Genomic DNA, 15,276 nt, shown 5'->3' on the forward strand with positions numbered 1-15,276 from the left:
GTCTTGTTTAGTTTTGAAGGATCATTCCTTCGAAACGTGTTCTTTGAAAACTAGATAACAGTAGACATCACATTCAATTAGTAAGACAAGATATCACATAGTGATTCTTTTTAACGGTTAAGTTAGAAAGGGCGCACGGTGGATGCCTTGGCACTAGGAGCCGATGAAGGACGGGACGAACACCGATATGCTTCGGGGAGCTGTAAGCAAGCTTTGATCCGGAGATTTCCGAATGGGGAAACCCACCACTCGTAATGGAGTGGTATCCATATCTGAATACATAGGATATGAGAAGGCAGACCCGGGGAACTGAAACATCTAAGTACCCGGAGGAAGAGAAAGCAAATGCGATTCCCTGAGTAGCGGCGAGCGAAACGGGATCAGCCCAAACCAAGAGGCTTGCCTCTTGGGGTTGTAGGACACTCTGTACGGAGTTACAAAAGAACGAGGTAGATGAAGAGGTCTGGAAAGGCCCGCCATAGAAGGTAACAGCCCTGTAGTCAAAACTTCGTTCTCTCCTGAGTGGATCCTGAGTACGGCGGAACACGTGAAATTCCGTCGGAATCCGGGAGGACCATCTCCCAAGGCTAAATACTCCCTAGTGACCGATAGTGAACCAGTACCGTGAGGGAAAGGTGAAAAGCACCCCGGAAGGGGAGTGAAAGAGATCCTGAAACCGTGTGCCTACAAGTAGTCAGAGCCCGTTAACGGGTGATGGCGTGCCTTTTGTAGAATGAACCGGCGAGTTACGATCCCGTGCAAGGTTAAGCAGAAGATGCGGAGCCGCAGCGAAAGCGAGTCTGAATAGGGCGCATGAGTACGTGGTCGTAGACCCGAAACCAGGTGATCTACCCATGTCCAGGGTGAAGTTCAGGTAACACTGAATGGAGGCCCGAACCCACGCACGTTGAAAAGTGCGGGGATGAGGTGTGGGTAGGGGTGAAATGCCAATCGAACCTGGAGATAGCTGGTTCTCTCCGAAATAGCTTTAGGGCTAGCCTCAAGGTAAGAGTCTTGGAGGTAGAGCACTGATTGGACTAGGGGCCCCTACCGGGTTACCGAATTCAGTCAAACTCCGAATGCCAATGACTTATCCTTGGGAGTCAGACTGCGAGTGATAAGATCCGTAGTCGAAAGGGAAACAGCCCAGACCGCCAGCTAAGGTCCCAAAGTATACGTTAAGTGGAAAAGGATGTGGAGTTGCTTAGACAACCAGGATGTTGGCTTAGAAGCAGCCACCATTTAAAGAGTGCGTAATAGCTCACTGGTCGAGTGACTCTGCGCCGAAAATGTACCGGGGCTAAACGTATCACCGAAGCTGCGGACTGTTCTTCGAACAGTGGTAGGAGAGCGTTCTAAGGGCTGTGAAGCCAGACCGGAAGGACTGGTGGAGCGCTTAGAAGTGAGAATGCCGGTATGAGTAGCGAAAGAGGGGTGAGAATCCCCTCCACCGAATGCCTAAGGTTTCCTGAGGAAGGCTCGTCCGCTCAGGGTTAGTCGGGACCTAAGCCGAGGCCGAAAGGCGTAGGCGATGGACAACAGGTTGATATTCCTGTACCACCTCCTCACCATTTGAGCAATGGGGGGACGCAGGAGGATAGGGTAAGCGCGGTATTGGATATCCGCGTCCAAGCAGTTAGGCTGGGAAATAGGCAAATCCGTTTCCCATAAGGCTGAGCTGTGATGGCGAGCGAAATATAGTAGCGAAGTTCCTGATTCCACACTGCCAAGAAAAGCCTCTAGCGAGGTGAGAGGTGCCCGTACCGCAAACCGACACAGGTAGGCGAGGAGAGAATCCTAAGGTGATCGAGAGAACTCTCGTTAAGGAACTCGGCAAAATGACCCCGTAACTTCGGGAGAAGGGGTGCTCTGTTAGGGTGCAAGCCCGAGAGAGCCGCAGTGAATAGGCCCAGGCGACTGTTTAGCAAAAACACAGGTCTCTGCGAAGCCGCAAGGCGAAGTATAGGGGCTGACGCCTGCCCGGTGCTGGAAGGTTAAGAGGAGCGCTTAGCGTAAGCGAAGGTGCGAATTGAAGCCCCAGTAAACGGCGGCCGTAACTATAACGGTCCTAAGGTAGCGAAATTCCTTGTCGGGTAAGTTCCGACCCGCACGAAAGGCGCAACGATCTGGGCACTGTCTCAACGAGAGACTCGGTGAAATTATAGTACCTGTGAAGATGCAGGTTACCCGCGACAGGACGGAAAGACCCCGTGGAGCTTTACTGCAGCCTGATATTGAATGTTGGTACAGCTTGTACAGGATAGGTAGGAGCCTTGGAAACCGGAGCGCCAGCTTCGGTGGAGGCATCGGTGGGATACTACCCTGGCTGTATTGACCTTCTAACCCGCCGCCCTTATCGGGCGGGGAGACAGTGTCAGGTGGGCAGTTTGACTGGGGCGGTCGCCTCCTAAAAGGTAACGGAGGCGCCCAAAGGTTCCCTCAGAATGGTTGGAAATCATTCGCAGAGTGTAAAGGCACAAGGGAGCTTGACTGCGAGACCTACAAGTCGAGCAGGGACGAAAGTCGGGCTTAGTGATCCGGTGGTTCCGCATGGAAGGGCCATCGCTCAACGGATAAAAGCTACCCCGGGGATAACAGGCTTATCTCCCCCAAGAGTCCACATCGACGGGGAGGTTTGGCACCTCGATGTCGGCTCATCGCATCCTGGGGCTGTAGTCGGTCCCAAGGGTTGGGCTGTTCGCCCATTAAAGCGGTACGCGAGCTGGGTTCAGAACGTCGTGAGACAGTTCGGTCCCTATCCGTCGCGGGCGCAGGAAATTTGAGAGGAGCTGTCCTTAGTACGAGAGGACCGGGATGGACGCACCGCTGGTGTACCAGTTGTTCTGCCAAGGGCATCGCTGGGTAGCTATGTGCGGACGGGATAAGTGCTGAAAGCATCTAAGCATGAAGCCCCCCTCAAGATGAGATTTCCCATTCCGCAAGGAAGTAAGATCCCTGAAAGATGATCAGGTTGATAGGTCTGAGGTGGAAGTGTGGCGACACATGGAGCTGACAGATACTAATCGATCGAGGACTTAACCACATGTTGAATGATGTCATACCTGTTATCTAGTTTTGAGAGAACACCTCTCTAACAGCGGAAAAGTAAGGAAACTCCGCTAAGGGCTCTCACATCCTGTGAGAAACGCCCAGTACCTTCATCTTGAAGGCATTTGTTTGGTGGCGATAGCGAAGAGGTCACACCCGTTCCCATACCGAACACGGAAGTTAAGCTCTTCAGCGCCGATGGTAGTCGGGGGTTTCCCCCTGTGAGAGTAGGACGCCGCCAAGCTTTTATCTTAAATTATATCATCGCGGGGTGGAGCAGTTCGGTAGCTCGTCGGGCTCATAACCCGAAGGTCGCAGGTTCAAATCCTGCCCCCGCAACCAAATTATTTATGAAATAAGGAGTGCCCAAAGGGTGCAACTCAAAATAATTCATTATATAAATATGGTCCGGTAGTTCAGTTGGTTAGAATGCCTGCCTGTCACGCAGGAGGTCGCGGGTTCGAGTCCCGTCCGGACCGCCATTATTGTAAACGAAACGATCATGTTTTCGTTTTTTTTGTGTTTTCTTTTACTGTATTTTCTGCTTGGTGTCATAGCCAAGCTTTCTTTATATCGGCAATATCTTGGATATTCTAGCAAAATTCGATACACTAAGAAGGAGCATATAGACATAAGCAGGTTGAGTTGAAAAGGGGGTTTTGGTTCATGGATGAATTTGATTTGATACATAGCATTACTCCGCGAACCATTCACCATTTTTCCGTTGATGTAGGAATAGGTGATGATGCAGCGCTCTACACTGCGAAACACGGCGTTCAGGAAATTGTTTGTGTTGATACTCTGGTAGAAGATGTGCACTTTAAATTACACTATTCCTCACCTGAAGATATCGGGTATAAGGCGTTAGCCGTTAATATAAGCGATGTTGCTGCAATGGGAGGCATTCCTAAATTTTATTTGGTATCGCTTGCGATACCTTCAAAATGGACGAAGTCTGAAATCAAGGAAATGTATGAAGGAATGAATGAACTGGCGAAACTATATCATATGGATCTGATTGGCGGCGATACAGTTTCTACCGCTGACAAATTAGTCGTTACAGTCACTGTGATTGGTGAAGTTGAAAAGGGACAGGCTTGTTTGCGCAGCTTGGCAAAACCGAATGATATTGTGTTTGTAACAGGTGAAATCGGTTCTTCTGCAGCAGGACTTTCTTTATTGCTGGGAGAGACTCATCCTCAAAGCGCATTTGTGGAAACGGATTACTTTATCCACAGGCATAAACGGCCTGAGCCAAGAGTAAGCGTCGGCAGATTATGCTCAAGTTTTAAGCGGGCATCTTTAAATGATATTAGTGACGGATTAGCAAGTGAACTTAATGAGATTGCAGAAGCCAGCTGTGTCTCAATTGAAATTGATGATGGCATGCTCCCAGTCCATTCTGACTTGCATAAGCTGGATTCTGCCTGGAAAGAATGGGCTTTGTTTGGCGGTGAGGATTTTGAGCTGACGGGGACGGTTTCGGGGGCTGATTGGGAAGTGTTGAAGCAGGAGTGTGAAATGCGTCAACTGCCCATTACAAAGATTGGCCATGTCAGAGAAAAAACAGAATCAAACGTAATTCTAAAAACAGATAAAACATCAATGACCTTAGAGAAAAAAGGATATAATCATTTTAAATAAGACAGGTGACTCGTGTGAAGCAATTAAAGTGGAGAACTGTAAATCCTGAAGAAACAAAGGCGATTGCAAAGCTGACGGCATCGTTTGCTAAACCGGGAGATGTCCTGACATTAGAGGGCGATTTAGGAGCCGGAAAAACGACTTTTACGAAAGGTTTTGCGGAAGGACTTGGCATTACACGTGTTGTAAACAGTCCGACTTTTACAATTATAAAAGAATATAACGATGGTGCGCTCCCTCTTTATCATATGGATGTGTATAGAATGGAAGATGCAAGTGAAGATTTGGGACTCGATGAATATTTTCACGGGCAAGGTGTCTGTCTCGTTGAATGGGCCCATTTAATCGAAGAACAGCTGCCGCAGGAGCGACTGCAAATTGTCATCAAAAGAGCTGGTGGCGATGAGCGGGAAATGACCTTTACTGCTGTCGGGGATCGGTATGAAATGCTTTGTGAGGAGATAAGTAGACATGACAATATTAGCAATTGATACTTCAAATTATACGTTGGGCATTGCATTGCTTCGAGAAGATACTGTCATCGCAGAACACATTACATATTTGAAAAAGAACCATTCTGTAAGAGCGATGCCTGCTGTTCATTCATTGCTGAATGATTGTGATATGACGCCGCAGGATCTTTCTAAAATAGTCGTTGCAAAAGGACCTGGTTCATACACAGGAGTAAGAATCGGTGTGACACTCGCCAAAACCCTTGCCTGGTCTTTAGACATTCCGATTGCTGCTGTATCAAGCCTTGAGGCGCTTGCGGCAAATGGACGGCATTTTGACGGTCTGATCAGCCCTATTTTTGATGCAAGACGGGGACAGGTGTATACAGGTCTGTATGAATACAAAAACGGGCTTTTGGAGCAAGTGGTTTCAGATCAAAATGTGATGCTGGCCGAATGGCTGGAGATGCTAAAAGAAAAGGATCGACCTGTTTTGTTTTTAGGTCATGATACGTCTATTCACAAGCAGATGATAGAGGATATGCTTGGGACAAAAGGGGTTATTGGGACAGCTGCTCAGCATAACCCGCGTCCTTCAGAATTGGCTTTTCTAGGTGCGGAAAAGGACGCAGCTGATGTTCATGGGCTTGTCCCGGATTACTTGCGGCTGGCAGAAGCTGAAGCGAAATGGATTGAAAGTCAAAAGTAGGGTGATAGGATGAAAACTAAAGCAGCAGTCAGAAACATGCAGCTTAATGATATTGATCACGTATACGAAATCGAAGCATCCTCCTTTACGTCTCCTTGGACAAAGGATTCGTTTTATCATGAGCTGCAGGAAAATCCGTATGCTCATTATCTTGTGATTGAAAAGGACGGCCATGTTGCGGGATATTGCGGGATTTGGATTGTGATGGATGACGCACAAATAACAAATATAGCAATAAAACCGGCGTATCGCGGCCAGTCTTTAGGAGAAACGCTTTTTCGCTCAGCGGTTGAACTGTGCAAGGAAAAAGACGCAAGACGGCTTTCACTTGAAGTGAGGGTTTCAAATCATCCTGCTCAAGGCTTATATAAGAAATTCGGGATGCAGCCCGGCGGAATTAGAAAGAACTATTATACTGATAACGGGGAAGATGCGTTAATTATGTGGGTGACGATAAATGAGTGAGCAAAAAGAGATTTACGTATTAGGAATAGAAACAAGCTGTGATGAAACAGCAGCGGCTATCGTGAAAAACGGGAAAGAAATCATTTCGAACGTAGTAGCTTCTCAAATTGAAAGCCATAAGCGGTTTGGAGGCGTAGTTCCGGAAATTGCTTCAAGACATCATGTTGAGCAAATCACGTTGGTCATAGAAGAAGCTTTTCGGAAAGCCGGCATGACGTATAGTGATATTGATGCAATTGCAGTAACGGAAGGTCCGGGACTGGTAGGAGCGCTTCTTATCGGAGTGAATGCTGCTAAAGCATTAAGCTTTGCGCATCAGATTCCGTTAGTTGGCGTCCATCATATAGCCGGTCATATATACGCGAACCGTCTTGTAGAAGAGATAGTGTTTCCGGCACTGGCGTTGGTCGTTTCTGGAGGCCATACAGAATTGGTTTATATGAAGGAACACGGGTCATTTGAAGTCATTGGGGAAACTCTGGATGATGCCGCAGGAGAAGCTTACGACAAAGTGGCGCGGACGATGGGATTGCCATATCCGGGTGGACCGCAAATTGACAAGCTTGCTGAGAAAGGGAATGACAATATTCCGCTTCCTCGCGCATGGCTCGAAGAAGGCTCTTACAATTTCAGCTTCAGCGGGTTGAAGTCTGCGGTGATCAATACGCTTCATAATGCATCTCAAAAAGGACAAGAGATTGCTCCGGAAGATTTGTCTGCCAGTTTCCAAAATAGCGTGATTGATGTTTTAGTGACAAAAACGGCACGTGCAGCAAAGGAATATGGTGTCAAACAGGTCCTTTTAGCCGGAGGAGTAGCGGCAAACAGAGGCCTCAGAGCCGCATTAGAAAAGGAATTTGCCCAGCATGAAGGAATTGCGCTTGTCATTCCTCCGTTAGCGTTATGCACGGATAATGCTGCAATGATCGCTGCTGCTGGTACTATTGCTTTTGAAAAGGGAATTCGCGGTGCATATGATATGAATGGCCAGCCCGGCCTTGAATTGACTTCTTATCAAAGTCTCACGACCTAATGGCGTGGGGCTTTTTATTTTTTATTAACAGATAATTCTCAATTTATCCACATGTCTGTGAGTAAGTATAGAAATATAGATGGATAAAGGGGTGGAGACACTGTTAATAAAGTGGATAAATTCAGAATATTTTGTGGAAAATGTGTATAAAGCGCTTACTTATTTTATAAGATTATTTTCTGTGGATAAAAAGCACCTCTAAAAAGAGGTGCTTGACTTTTTTTAATCTTCTTCTGTAGATAGTTCTTCCCATTCAGACAAAAGAGATTCCAGCTCCTGATTGAGCTTCTCGTTGTCTGCATGGATGGTTTGTACCTTTTCATGGTCTTGATAGACTTCCGGATCACATAGCAATTCATCGTTGTGACTGATGTTTTCTTCAATGGTTTGAACAGCGGCTTCAATTTCTTCAATCCGCCGGAGCCGTTGGCGTTCTTTCTTTTTCCATTCTTTTTCTTCTTCATATGAACGTTTTGAGTCAGACTTCACCGCAGCTGGTGTTTTTTCGACTTCCTCTTGCTGATTCATTTTCTCCAGCTCAAGCTGCTCTGATTTTTTCTCCGTATAATAATCGTAATCTCCCAAATACTCCTCTATATGGTTTGCGGAAAGCTCCAATACTCTTGTGGCGATTCTGTTAATAAAATATCTGTCATGTGAGACAAATAACAGTGTGCCTGGATAATCAATCAGCGCGTTTTCGAGAACTTCTTTGCTGTCCAAGTCCAGATGGTTCGTCGGTTCATCGAGGATGAGAAAATTAGCTTTTTGCAGCATCAGCTTTGCAAGGGCCAGTCTTGCTTTCTCACCTCCGCTGAGTGAATGGACGGGTTTCAGTACATCATCTCCGGAGAATAAGAAATTCCCGAGACACGTTCTGATATCTTTCTCCGGAAGACCGGGGTACTCATCCCACAGCTCATCAAGGACACGTTTAGAGGAAGTCAGCTCGGCCTGCTCCTGATCATAGTAGCCGACACTGACATTTGATCCGAATGAGATCGTTCCTTGATCTGGCTTTAGGGCGTCTATTAATGTTTTCAGCAATGTCGATTTTCCAATTCCGTTAGGCCCGACAAGCGCCGCGCTTTCTCCTCTTGTCAGCATGAACGACACTTCTGTTAAAAGCGGCGGCTGGTTTTCATAGCTGATTGTGAGATCCTGAACACGCAGGACTTCATTTCCGCTCTGTTTTGTAATATCAAAGTGAAAATTTGCCGATTTTTCATCGCCGAGCGGTTTTGACATGACGTCCATTCGCTCCAGCTGCTTTCTGCGGCTTTGCGCCCTTTTGGTGGTAGAGGCTCTGGCCAGATTTCGATCTACGAAGTCCTGAAGCTTGGCGATTTCATCTTGCTGCTTTTCATACATTTTAATATCTTTCTCATACTGCGCAGCTTTTTGGTCGAGATAAGCGCTGTAGTTGCCGTGATACTTTTTGCTTTCCGCTCTTGATACCTCGTATACTTGGTTTACCACTTTGTCCAAAAAGTAGCGGTCATGCGAAACGATGAGAATGGCGCCTGAATAGCCCTGCAAATAATGTTCAAGCCAGGTTAGCGTATCAATATCCAGATGGTTCGTTGGCTCATCGAGAATAAGCAAATCAGGCTGTGTTAAAAGCAACTTACCTAAGGCGAGCCTTGTTTTCTGACCTCCGCTGAGGCTTTGCACCTGTGTTGAATCGTCAAAATGGCTGAAGCCGAGGCCGTGCAGGACCGATCTGACATCTGCTTCATATTGATAGCCGCCTTGATCTCTGAATTCCTGCTGAAGCCGATCATAGGTTTTCATGATGCTTTCCAGTTCACTCGGGTCAGCTGCCGCCATTTTTTCTTCTATAGTCCGCATTTCCTTTTCCATTGCTTTTAAGTGGTCAAAAACAGTCAGCAGCTCTTCTTTTATGGTAAGCTTAGAATCCAAGCCCGTATGCTGGGCAAGATACCCCATTGTAATATCTTTCGGTTTAATAATTTCGCCCTTTTCATACGAAAGCTGGCCTGCGATAATTTTAAGCAGCGTGGACTTTCCCGCGCCGTTTCTACCTACAATGGCGACGCGATCGCGATTTCTGACTTCCAGCTTTATATTGTTTAAAATAGTATCAGCGCCAAATGATTTGGACAGCTGATTAATTTGTAAGATCATCATATTATTTCACCTCTGCTATAATAAGTTAAGTGTAGCTTATGAATCAGGAGTCAGCAAACAATACATTGGCCGAATAAGACATAGAGAAAGAAATAGTGTATGATTTGTTTAAGGAGAGTTTGAATATGAATGGATTTTCTCATTTTAATGAACAGGGTAGAGCCCAGATGGTGGATATCAGCGAAAAATCTTCGACTGTCCGTACAGCGGCAGCTGTTTCAAGCGTACACATGAAGAATGAAGTGTACGAGAAAATACAAAGTCACGATATCGGCAAAGGAGATGTACTGGCTGTTGCCCAGGTGGCAGGCATTATGGCCGCAAAGCAAACGTCTAACATCATTCCGATGTGTCATCCGCTTTCATTGAGCGGGGTAGATATATCGTTTGACTGGAAAATAAAAGAAACAGAAGTTATACTTCATATAAAAGCACAGGTCAAAACGAAAGGGAGTACAGGTGTGGAAATGGAAGCGCTCACTTCTGCATCGGTGTGCGCTCTTACCGTTTATGATATGTGCAAGGCCCTTGATAAGGGGATGGTCATCGGCCCTACTTTCTTGCTGGAGAAGACGGGCGGGAAAAATGGTGATTTTAAAAGGGAACTATCCGAGTATAATTTGGAGGACCAAAAATGAATAAGGATCAATCAAAAATTCCGCAGGCGACGGCAAAAAGGCTGCCGCTTTACTATCGCTTTTTAAAGAATCTGCATGCGTCAGGAAAACAGCGCGTTTCATCCGCTGAACTCAGTGATGCCGTAAAGGTTGATTCTGCCACGATTCGCAGGGATTTTTCCTATTTTGGAGCTCTTGGCAAAAAAGGATATGGTTATAATGTGGATTATTTGCTGTCATTTTTCCGGAAAACGCTTGATCAGGATGAGATGACAGATGTGATCTTGATTGGTGTCGGGAACTTGGGAACGGCATTTCTTCATTATAATTTCACAAAAAATAATAACACAAAAATTTCTATGGCTTTTGATGTAAATGAGAGTAAAATAGGAACTGAGATAGGCGGCGTGCCCGTCTATAACCTTGATGACCTTGAACAACACGTGAAAGATGAATCAGTCGCCATTCTTACAGTGCCAGCCTTTGCCGCTCAATCGATTACAGACAGATTGGTCGCGTTAGGAATCAAAGGAATTCTTAATTTTACGCCGGCCCGTTTGAATGTGCCGGAACACATTCGAATTCATCATATAGATTTAGCTGTTGAGCTTCAGTCACTGGTGTATTTCTTGAAGCATTATTCAGTTTTAGAGGAAATCGAATAGAGGGAAAGGAGGAGCCCAAATATGCCGATCGGTCCTGGAAGCCTTGCTGTTATCGCAATCGTCGCACTGATTATCTTCGGTCCTAAAAAGCTGCCTGAATTGGGGAAAGCTGCGGGAGACACACTTCGTGAATTCAAAAACGCTACTAAAGGATTAACGAGTGACGAAGAGGAAAAAAAGAAAGAAGATCAGTAAGTTAGGATGACACGAATGAAAGTGAATCAAATGTCGCTGCTGGAGCACATTGCTGAGCTTAGAAAACGGCTGCTGATTGTGGCGCTGGCGTTTGTCGTTTTCTTCATCGCTGGATTCTTTTTAGCGAAGCCGATTATTGTGTATCTGCAAGAAACAGATGAAGCGAAGCAGCTTACGCTAAATGCGTTTAACCTGACAGACCCGCTTTATGTGTTTATGCAGTTTGCGTTTATCATCGGCATTGTCCTGACCTCGCCGGTTATTCTTTATCAGCTTTGGGCGTTTGTGAGCCCGGGCCTCTATGAGAAAGAGCGCAAAGTGACGCTCAGCTACATTCCGATCTCTATTTTGCTGTTTTTAGCGGGCTTATCTTTTTCATATTATATTTTATTTCCTTTTGTTGTTGATTTTATGAAGCGGATCTCTCAGGACTTGAATGTCAATCAGGTGATCGGAATTAATGAGTATTTTCATTTTCTTCTGCAGCTGACGATCCCGTTTGGACTGCTGTTCCAAATGCCGGTTATCCTCATGTTTATGACCAGGCTTGGAATTGTGACACCGATGTTCTTAGCGAAAATCAGAAAGTATGCGTATTTTACGCTGCTTGTGATCGCTGCCCTGATTACTCCGCCTGAGCTTTTGTCCCATATGATGGTGACTGTACCGCTTTTGATTTTATATGAAATCAGTATTCTTATATCGAAGGCCGCATATCGGAAGGCGCAGAAAAGCAGTGCTGCCGATCAGGACGTGTCTTCGGGACAATAACAAAAAATCCATTTCTCATGAGAGAAATGGATTTTCTTTATTTCTGATTCTTTTTGATTTTAAAAGAAAAGGCGAACATCTTAAAAGAAATGCTGATGTTGTAAGCGGCGAACACCATCAGCAGGATGGAGTAAAATGACCACATGCTGCCTGGCGAGCTTGCGGCAAGATAAGTAAAGATGCACCCTACGGCAAAGTAGATCATTCCCCAAACTACCGGGTTTCTCATAAAAATAATCCTCCAATAATCAATTGCATTTGTGTACTCTGCTGTTCAAGGTATTTCTGAACAGGCTCAAGCTGCATGATGACGACAAATGTATTCATCATTAAATGGGCAAAAATCGGCACCCATATCCGTTTTGTTCTTGCATACAAGAAGGCGAAGGTAAACCCCATTGCTGTATAAAGAAGAAGATGCTTCAAATCAGCGTGCACAATCCCGAAAATAACCGAGCTGAGCAGTCCTGCGAAAAAGAAATTCGTTTTTTCGTATAGCGCACCGAAAATGATTTTTCTGAAGATGATTTCTTCCAATATAGGCCCGACGACAGAAGAAACGATAATCATAAACGGGACTGCCTGAATGACTTTCAGAATGGCTTGTGTATTTTCTGATTCTCTTCCGATGCCAAATACATAATATTCAATAGAGCCCGCAATTCCTTGAGAGAAGAGGGCAATGAAAAAACCGGCTATCGCCCACAGAATAGAAAGTCCGACTGAGTCCCTCTGTCCGTTTCGCAGTGTTTCTTTCGGAACAGTTCTCAGAATGAGCAGAACGACAACGAGACAGGCGATAAAGCTGATAACGGACCATAATCCTTGCGCGTGCAGCAAATTCTCTTTTGTCGGCTGTCCTTCGCCATACCCGAATTTAAATAACAAGGGAATCGCGATTATGGAGGAAAACTGCATAATGACATATGTCAAAATAATAAACCAATACTGTTTTCGCAAATGATATGTACTCCTTTGTTAAGTGGGTTTCGTTTATCTACAGCTATTGTAACATAATCGAATCATGGGTGAAAAAGCTAACGGATAAAGGAGCTGAAAAGAATCATGTAAGCGTGAAAATTTTTTTATCTTATCACTTGAAATTGGAAGTGAGATTCTTTATTATAATAATTGTGTTAGCACTCTTTAGTGCCGAGTGCTAAAATTACATATTCATACTATTGAGGAGGTTATTACATTGTTAAAGCCATTAGGTGATCGCGTTGTCATTGAACTCGTAGAATCTGAAGAAAAAACTGCCAGCGGAATTGTGTTGCCGGATTCTGCAAAAGAAAAACCGCAAGAAGGCAAAATCGTGGCAGCTGGTTCAGGTCGCGTGTTAGAAAGCGGAGAGCGCGTTGCTTTAGAAGTAAAAGAGGGCGACCGCATTATCTTCTCAAAATACGCAGGTACTGAAGTGAAATACGAAGGTACTGAATACTTAATCTTACGTGAAAGCGACATTTTAGCTGTTATCGGCTAATTTTCTTAAATAAACAATACTTAAAACTTTTGAGGAGGTCTTGTAAACATGGCAAAAGAAATTAAGTTTAGTGAAGAAGCTCGCCGCGCAATGCTTCGCGGTGTCGATGCACTTGCTGATGCTGTAAAAGTAACTTTAGGACCAAAAGGACGCAACGTGGTTCTAGAGAAAAAATTCGGTTCTCCGTTAATCACAAATGACGGTGTAACAATCGCAAAAGAAATCGAGCTTGAAGATGCGTTTGAAAACATGGGTGCGAAGCTTGTGGCTGAAGTAGCCAGCAAAACAAACGACGTTGCCGGTGACGGTACTACAACTGCGACAGTTCTTGCGCAAGCAATGATCCGTGAAGGCCTGAAAAACGTAACAGCAGGAGCTAACCCTGTAGGCGTGCGTAAAGGTATGGAACAAGCTGTAACCGTTGCGATTGAAAACTTAAAAGAAATTTCTAAGCCAATCGAAGGCAAAGAGTCTATCGCTCAGGTTGCTGCGATCTCTGCTGCTGATGAGGAAGTCGGAAGCCTTATCGCTGAAGCAATGGAGCGCGTAGGAAACGACGGCGTTATCACAATCGAAGAGTCTAAAGGCTTCACAACTGAGCTTGAAGTTGTGGAAGGTATGCAATTCGACCGCGGATATGCGTCTCCTTACATGGTGACTGACTCTGATAAGATGGAAGCGGTTCTTGACAATCCTTACATCTTAATCACAGACAAAAAAATCACAAACATTCAAGAAATCCTTCCTGTGCTTGAGCAGGTTGTTCAGCAAGGCAAACCATTGCTTCTGATCGCTGAGGATGTTGAAGGCGAAGCACTTGCAACACTAGTTGTGAACAAACTTCGCGGCACATTCAACGCTGTTGCCGTTAAAGCTCCTGGCTTCGGTGACCGTCGTAAAGCAATGCTCGAAGACATCGCTGTCCTTACTGGCGGGGAAGTCATCACAGAAGATCTTGGCCTTGATCTGAAATCTACTCAAATCACACAATTGGGACGCGCTTCTAAAGTTGTCGTTACAAAAGAAAACACAACAATCGTGGAAGGCGCTGGCGAAACAGACAAAATTTCTGCCCGCGTGACTCAAATCCGCGCTCAAGTGGAAGAAACAACTTCTGAATTCGACAAAGAGAAATTACAAGAGCGTCTTGCGAAACTTGCTGGCGGCGTAGCTGTCATCAAAGTCGGCGCTGCGACTGAAACTGAGCTGAAAGAGCGTAAACTTCGCATCGAAGACGCCCTGAACTCAACTCGCGCAGCTGTTGAAGAAGGCATCGTATCCGGTGGTGGTACAGCGCTTGTAAATGTATATAACAAAGTCGCTGCAGTTGAAGCTGAAGGCGATGCGCAAACAGGTATCAACATCGTGCTTCGCGCGCTTGAAGAGCCAATCCGTCAAATCGCACACAACGCTGGGCTTGAAGGATCTGTCATCGTTGAGCGCCTCAAAAACGAAGAAATCGGCGTAGGCTTCAACGCTGCAACTGGCGAATGGGTAAACATGATCGAAAAAGGTATCGTTGACCCAACAAAAGTTACACGCTCAGCTCTGCAAAACGCTGCGTCTGTAGCTGCAATGTTCTTAACAACAGAAGCCGTAGTCGCTGACAAGCCAGAAGAAAACGCTGGCGGCGCAGGAATGCCTGATATGGGCGGAATGGGCGGAATGGGTGGCATGATGTAATCAAACGGCAAGAACCCTTGATATACCAAGGGTTTGACCGTTTTTTATCACCCGTGCAGCTGGAAAAATAACAAAAAGATAACATTCATTGAGGATGCTTCCAAAAGTCTACTGGACTTTAGAAGAAGCATCCTTTTTTATTTATAAGGTGAGAAGTAGGTATATATTTTATTGTTGACTCCGCTTACCTTTTTCAAGAATTGCATGTATTAATTCAAAAGGTCTTAATTTTTCATTTATAAGTATTTTAATGCATAAAAAGCCTATTGATGAAGTTTGCCATATTATGATGAAACCCTTCTCAACTGAGAAGGGTTTTCTTGTCATACGCTTGCCACCTAGACATGAATACTATAAAAG

The 15,276-nt window shown here is 45.3% G+C and carries 15 protein-coding genes, 2 tRNA genes and 2 rRNA genes; 15 read left to right on the forward strand and 4 right to left on the reverse strand.

Annotated features, from left to right (window positions below):
* Nucleotides 1-115 precede the first annotated feature (115 nt).
* From G4P54_RS03250 to tsaD, 9 genes are all read left to right on the forward strand, one after another.
* A 23S ribosomal RNA gene (locus G4P54_RS03250) occupies nucleotides 116-3,043 on the forward strand.
* 133 nt (nucleotides 3,044-3,176) lie between these two features.
* Nucleotides 3,177-3,292: ribosomal RNA gene (rrf, locus tag G4P54_RS03255) — 5S ribosomal RNA — on the forward strand.
* Nucleotides 3,293-3,313: 21 nt separating this feature from the next.
* A tRNA-Met gene (locus G4P54_RS03260) sits at nucleotides 3,314-3,390 on the forward strand.
* A gap of 63 nt (nucleotides 3,391-3,453) precedes the next feature.
* A tRNA-Asp gene (locus G4P54_RS03265) sits at nucleotides 3,454-3,530 on the forward strand.
* Nucleotides 3,531-3,714: 184 nt separating this feature from the next.
* A complete protein-coding gene (gene thiL, locus G4P54_RS03270) occupies nucleotides 3,715-4,692 on the forward strand; it encodes a thiamine-phosphate kinase (protein WP_167871752.1) in 978 nt (325 codons plus the stop codon).
* A gap of 14 nt (nucleotides 4,693-4,706) precedes the next feature.
* Nucleotides 4,707-5,183, forward strand: coding sequence for a tRNA (adenosine(37)-N6)-threonylcarbamoyltransferase complex ATPase subunit type 1 TsaE (tsaE, locus tag G4P54_RS03275; RefSeq protein ID WP_167871753.1), 477 nt, complete (start codon nucleotides 4,707-4,709; stop codon nucleotides 5,181-5,183).
* The gene (tsaB, locus tag G4P54_RS03280) at nucleotides 5,164-5,853 is read left to right on the forward strand and encodes a tRNA (adenosine(37)-N6)-threonylcarbamoyltransferase complex dimerization subunit type 1 TsaB (protein ID WP_167871754.1); all 690 of its coding nucleotides are present in this window, start codon (nucleotides 5,164-5,166) and stop codon (nucleotides 5,851-5,853) included. Before tsaE ends, tsaB begins: the two co-directional genes overlap by 20 nt.
* Nucleotides 5,854-5,862: 9 nt before the next feature.
* A complete protein-coding gene (rimI, locus tag G4P54_RS03285; RefSeq protein ID WP_024715893.1) occupies nucleotides 5,863-6,318 on the forward strand; it encodes a ribosomal protein S18-alanine N-acetyltransferase in 456 nt (151 codons plus the stop codon).
* The gene (gene tsaD / locus G4P54_RS03290; RefSeq protein WP_167871755.1) at nucleotides 6,311-7,351 is read left to right on the forward strand and encodes a tRNA (adenosine(37)-N6)-threonylcarbamoyltransferase complex transferase subunit TsaD; all 1,041 of its coding nucleotides are present in this window, start codon (nucleotides 6,311-6,313) and stop codon (nucleotides 7,349-7,351) included. Before rimI ends, tsaD begins: the two co-directional genes overlap by 8 nt.
* A gap of 222 nt (nucleotides 7,352-7,573) precedes the next feature.
* On the opposite strand, the gene G4P54_RS03295 is transcribed toward tsaD, so the two are convergent.
* A complete protein-coding gene (locus G4P54_RS03295; protein WP_167871756.1) occupies nucleotides 7,574-9,502 on the reverse strand; it encodes an ABC-F family ATP-binding cassette domain-containing protein in 1,929 nt (642 codons plus the stop codon).
* Between the two features lie 125 nt (nucleotides 9,503-9,627).
* On the opposite strand from G4P54_RS03295, the gene moaC reads away from it, so the two are divergent.
* Genes moaC through tatC form a run of 4 tightly spaced genes read left to right on the forward strand, consistent with a single transcriptional unit; the run spans nucleotide 9,628 to nucleotide 11,750 of the window.
* Nucleotides 9,628-10,140, forward strand: a complete 513-nt coding sequence (moaC, locus tag G4P54_RS03300) for a cyclic pyranopterin monophosphate synthase MoaC (protein WP_064812569.1) — start codon at nucleotides 9,628-9,630, stop codon at nucleotides 10,138-10,140.
* Nucleotides 10,137-10,784: a redox-sensing transcriptional repressor Rex gene (locus G4P54_RS03305; protein WP_024715889.1), complete on the forward strand. Its 648-nt coding sequence runs from the start codon at nucleotides 10,137-10,139 to the stop codon at nucleotides 10,782-10,784. The genes moaC and G4P54_RS03305 overlap by 4 nt, the downstream gene beginning before the upstream one ends.
* A 21-nt stretch (nucleotides 10,785-10,805) precedes the next feature.
* Nucleotides 10,806-10,979 carry a sec-independent protein translocase protein TatAY gene (gene tatAY / locus G4P54_RS03310; RefSeq protein ID WP_003234072.1) on the forward strand — a complete coding sequence of 58 codons (174 nt, stop codon included), beginning with the start codon at nucleotides 10,806-10,808 and terminating at the stop codon, nucleotides 10,977-10,979.
* Nucleotides 10,980-10,985: 6 nt separating this feature from the next.
* The gene (tatC, locus tag G4P54_RS03315) at nucleotides 10,986-11,750 is read left to right on the forward strand and encodes a twin-arginine translocase subunit TatC (protein WP_167871757.1); all 765 of its coding nucleotides are present in this window, start codon (nucleotides 10,986-10,988) and stop codon (nucleotides 11,748-11,750) included.
* Between the two features lie 37 nt (nucleotides 11,751-11,787).
* Here the strand turns inward: tatC and G4P54_RS03320 are convergent, their stop codons facing one another.
* Together G4P54_RS03320 and G4P54_RS03325 are read right to left on the reverse strand one after the other, a co-directional pair.
* Nucleotides 11,788-11,979 (reverse strand): YdiK family protein, encoded by a 192-nt coding sequence (locus G4P54_RS03320; RefSeq protein WP_003225680.1) that lies wholly within the window; start codon nucleotides 11,977-11,979, stop codon nucleotides 11,788-11,790.
* The gene (locus G4P54_RS03325) at nucleotides 11,976-12,710 is read right to left on the reverse strand and encodes a CPBP family intramembrane glutamic endopeptidase (RefSeq protein ID WP_167871758.1); all 735 of its coding nucleotides are present in this window, start codon (nucleotides 12,708-12,710) and stop codon (nucleotides 11,976-11,978) included. Before G4P54_RS03325 ends, G4P54_RS03320 begins: the two co-directional genes overlap by 4 nt.
* Before the next feature lie 238 nt (nucleotides 12,711-12,948).
* Here G4P54_RS03325 and groES point away from each other — a divergent pair, with 238 nt between their 5' ends.
* Together groES and groL are read left to right on the forward strand one after the other, a co-directional pair.
* Nucleotides 12,949-13,233 (forward strand): co-chaperone GroES, encoded by a 285-nt coding sequence (groES, locus tag G4P54_RS03330; protein WP_003155970.1) that lies wholly within the window; start codon nucleotides 12,949-12,951, stop codon nucleotides 13,231-13,233.
* Between the two features lie 48 nt (nucleotides 13,234-13,281).
* Nucleotides 13,282-14,916 carry a chaperonin GroEL gene (gene groL / locus G4P54_RS03335; protein ID WP_167871759.1) on the forward strand — a complete coding sequence of 545 codons (1,635 nt, stop codon included), beginning with the start codon at nucleotides 13,282-13,284 and terminating at the stop codon, nucleotides 14,914-14,916.
* 168 nt (nucleotides 14,917-15,084) lie between these two features.
* Here groL and G4P54_RS03340 read toward each other — a convergent pair whose 3' ends face one another.
* On the reverse strand, nucleotides 15,085-15,243 hold the full coding sequence (locus tag G4P54_RS03340) for a hypothetical protein (RefSeq protein WP_167871760.1): 159 nt from the start codon (nucleotides 15,241-15,243) through the stop codon (nucleotides 15,085-15,087).
* Nucleotides 15,244-15,276: the final 33 nt, after the last annotated feature.

This window comes from Bacillus tequilensis, from assembly GCF_012225885.1.
GTDB classification, from domain to species: Bacteria; Bacillota; Bacilli; order Bacillales; family Bacillaceae; genus Bacillus; species Bacillus tequilensis.